Consider the following 3,633-nt stretch of genomic DNA (forward strand, 5'->3'; position numbering starts at 1 on the left):
GGATAGCGGCGTGCCGATGATCCTGATGCGCAAGGCCATCTGATTCAGCTGCGGCTGGTCCACCACAGGCCGGCGAGGCTGATGAGGGCGGCCGCCGCCATATAGAGGCCGACGAGCGCGACGCCCTGCATCCCGATCAGCCAGGTGGCAACGATCGGCGCCAGCGCGCCGCCCAGGATGCCGCCCAGATTGAAGGCGAAGGACGCCCCGGTATAGCGCAGCTGGGTCGGGAAGAGGGCGGGCAGATAGGCGCCGAGCGGGCCGTAGATGAAGCCCATCAGGCGTCACCTCAAGGTTTGTGCGCCAGACAACGATTTGGCGGACATAATGAGAACACTGGCTATGCCACGAGTTTGAGGCGGGCCATGGGATCGTTGAGGGTGCGGAACTCGCCAGGGGAGAGCCGGTTTGCCCTTTGCCACAGATAGTCGCCGGTCAAACTGATATGCACCCAGCCCATCGGCGAGAGATGGGCAAGCAGCGCATCATCGAAGGTGCCGCCGGATGATTGGAGATGCTGGGCGGCCCTGTCCATATAGACGGTGTTCCAGTAAGAAATCGCCGCGATCAGCAGATTGAGGCCCGATGCCCGATATTCCTGATTCTCGATCGAGCGATCGGTGAACCGCCCCTGTCGGTTGGTGTAGATCGCGGCGGCAAGGGTATGACGTGCTTCGCCTTTATTGAGGCCGGCCTGGCAGGCGCGACGCAAGTCGGGCTGTTCAAGCCAGTCGAGCGCAAATAGCGTCCGCTCGATGCGGCCGAGTTCGGCCAGCGCAAAATCCAGCCTGTTCTGGCGCTTGTAGGCGGCCAGCTTGCGCAGGATCGCGGAGGGCGCAACGGCTCCTTCCTTAATGGAGGCGACGATCCTGACGATGTCATCCCAATCGGCTTCGATCGCCGCCGTCTTGATCGTGCGGCCCATGAGGCTTTCGATGCCTTTGTAGGTCGAAGGCGCGGCGATCGAGCCGAGTTTCCGGTCGGCGATGTCGCGCAGACGGGGCACGAACCGGAAGCCGAGAAGATGGCAAAGGGCAAAGACATGGTCCGTCGCGCCGCCGGTATCAGTGTAATGCTCATGCAGCGGTAGCGCGCCGGCGCCGAGCATCAGGCCATCCAGCACGTAGGGGGCCTCGCCGGCGGTGGCCGACATGATCCGCGATCCGAACGAGGCAAAATGATCGGACAGGTGGGAGTAGATCTTCAGGCCCGGCTCGCTGCCATATTTCGCATTGATGTCGGCCGCCGCCGATCGGTTGCGGCCCGAGCGGAAGAACTGCCCATCGGAGGATGAACTAGTGCCGGCTCCCCAATGGCGCGTGAAAGGAAGATCATGGTGCGCGGCAACGATCATCCCCAACGCGGCCTGATAGTTTTCGGGCGACAAATACCAGTTGTGGGTCCAGGCAAGCTGGGCGTAGCTCACCCCGTCGCTGGCGTTGGCCATGCGCTCTAGACCCAGATTCGATCCATCAGCGAGAATGGCGGCGAGGATCGCGTGCGGGTTGTCATGCTCCTTGCCGGACCGAAGATCGCGAAATGCGCTCAGGAACCCGGTGCGCTCGGCCACCTCGACCAGGAGTTCGGTGATCCGCACGCGCGGAAGCAAGGCGTCGAGCCTGCGATCGAGAGCCTCCGCCTCGGGTGGAGTGATCGCCGGCATGGGTTGCAGCTTGAGCCGGTCGCGTTCGAGCGCCACGCCCGCGAGCCTGTTCGCCTTGAGTTGCTTGGCGAAACGGCGCAGCCGCCAGTCGAGCGTCCTTGCCCGCTCCTCCAGATAGGCGGCCGCATCGGTCTGGAATGGCAGGCTGTCGGCCACCTTATCGGCATCGCGTCGACTCAGCAAATAGGTGTCGAAGCGGCGATAATTGCGGGTTCCTTCGACCCATATGTCGCCGGCGCGCAACCGATCGCGCAGCGTGGCCATGATGGCCGTCTCGTATCGCCGGCGATCGACCTGGCCACCTTCGGTGATGAGGCGCTTCCACTGCCGGTTGGCGAATGGGAGCGGAACGCCCTCGGGCAGGCTGCGGGCCTTGCGGGCATTGGTATCGCGGATGACCTCGATGGCCTTGACCAGTTGCGATCCGCTCCCCGATGCCTTGAACGTGAATGTATCGAGGAAAGCCGGGCTGAACCGCCGCAGCGTCGCATAGCGACCAGTCGCCGCGACAAGCGCATCTTCGCCCGCCAGCTCGGCCAGCGCATCGACCTGCGATTTGGCTGCGACCAGTCTGTGCCAGCCTACCGCTTCGTCGATCAGTTCGAGCGGATTACCGCCATGTTCGACCGCCTCTCCCAGCGCGGCGATCGTCGCGCCGAACAGCCGCATAAGTTCGCCGACCGAGCGGATGCTGTCCTGATAGCGCCTTTCCCGCCCGCGCCGCGCCCGTGTGAACAGGCTTCCGACAAGCCTGTCGAACATCTGGATCGCACCATCGGCGAGCCTGGCATCGAGGTCGATGACCGCCGCGATCAGCGTCGCGCGGCGCCTGTTAAGGCTATAATCGGAGAGCAGGAACGCCGGCGCAACGCCACCTTCGCGCATGAACTGCGCGAACCGGAAGTCGGGGATTTTCGCGCCGATCGCCGGGTCGATGCCGATTCCGCGCACATAGCGTAGCCGTTCCAGCAGCCCGTTGATGTTCGCCGTGGTGGGCGCTTCCTCGAAATTGCGCAGCCAGGCCAGCGGCGTCATGCCGAAGTCGCTGTTGTTGACGATCAGATCATCGATCCGCGCCAGTTCGGCATGACCCAGGCTTTCGACAATGAGCGCCGCCGCGGCTTTGCGGGCGCGTGCCCTGCCGGCGAGGCCCGCACGTTCGAGCGTGTCTGCCGATGGAAGAATGAAGCGTTCCTGCTTCAGCCCCTCCATCAATGCGCGGACAATAGGTTCGCCCCGATCGGTCCGCTCCGCAGCTCTTGCGGCGAGATCGAGCGCGAGCGGTATATCCCCTCGCCGAAAAGGGTGTAGCCCCAGATGCCGTGCCGCAATGTCGGCATGATCGTTACGTGTTTGCGCGCGCTGGCCATAGTCGGCGAACGCATCAACATCGACGAAGAGCTGGGCGGCGAGATAGTGAAGGACCGCATCGGGGACGTCGACGTCGGGCTGCAAACCGAAGCCGGGATGCCGCATAAGCGCGATCTGCGTTGCCAGACCGAGGCGGTTGGCAGGGCGATAGCGGCGACCGACCAGTTCGAGATCCTCGGCGGCAAGGGTATAGTGGCCGACGATCGCGGTTTCGTCATGGGGGATATCGAACAGGCGACGCCTTTCTTCTCCGGTCAATAATCGCCGCCGCGCCATCCTGCCTCCATCCCGAGTCGAGAGCGACAGGCTAGCGTCAATCTGGAGTATAGCCTAACCGGACGTCAGGATGCAGCGGCGGTTTCTGTCAGGATAGGGTTATGGCAAGCATTTATTGACGCATGTTCCGCCGTGTCATAGAATTCAACCTGACATTTTGACCGGAGGCGGCGATGAAAGGCCAGAGGATCGGTTACGTCCGGGTGAGCACATTCGATCAGAATGTCGATCGCCAGTTGGACGGGCAGTCGCTCGACCGGATTTTCACCGACAAGGCATCGGGCAAGGACATCAACCGCCCCGAACTCGATGCCATGCTCGCC

The 3,633-nt window shown here is 63.2% G+C and carries 2 protein-coding genes and 1 pseudogene; 1 reads left to right on the forward strand and 2 read right to left on the reverse strand.

Translation table 11 applies throughout. The features are described 5' to 3' along the window. Positions 1–44: 44 nt before the first annotated feature. Positions 45–281: pseudogene (locus KAY22_RS26250) on the reverse strand (MFS transporter); the annotation flags it as partial. A gap of 59 nt (positions 282–340) precedes the next feature. Further along, complete coding sequence (locus tag KAY22_RS26255) at positions 341–3,310, reverse strand: Tn3 family transposase (protein WP_008603805.1); 2,970 nt, start codon at positions 3,308–3,310, stop codon at positions 341–343. A gap of 173 nt (positions 3,311–3,483) precedes the next feature. On the opposite strand from KAY22_RS26255, the gene KAY22_RS26260 reads away from it, so the two are divergent. Next, a partial coding sequence (locus KAY22_RS26260; protein ID WP_296626030.1) for a recombinase family protein occupies positions 3,484–3,633 on the forward strand: 150 nt, incomplete at its 3' end.

The organism is Rhizorhabdus sp. (genome assembly GCF_018006725.1).
Taxonomy (GTDB): domain Bacteria; phylum Pseudomonadota; class Alphaproteobacteria; order Sphingomonadales; family Sphingomonadaceae; genus Rhizorhabdus.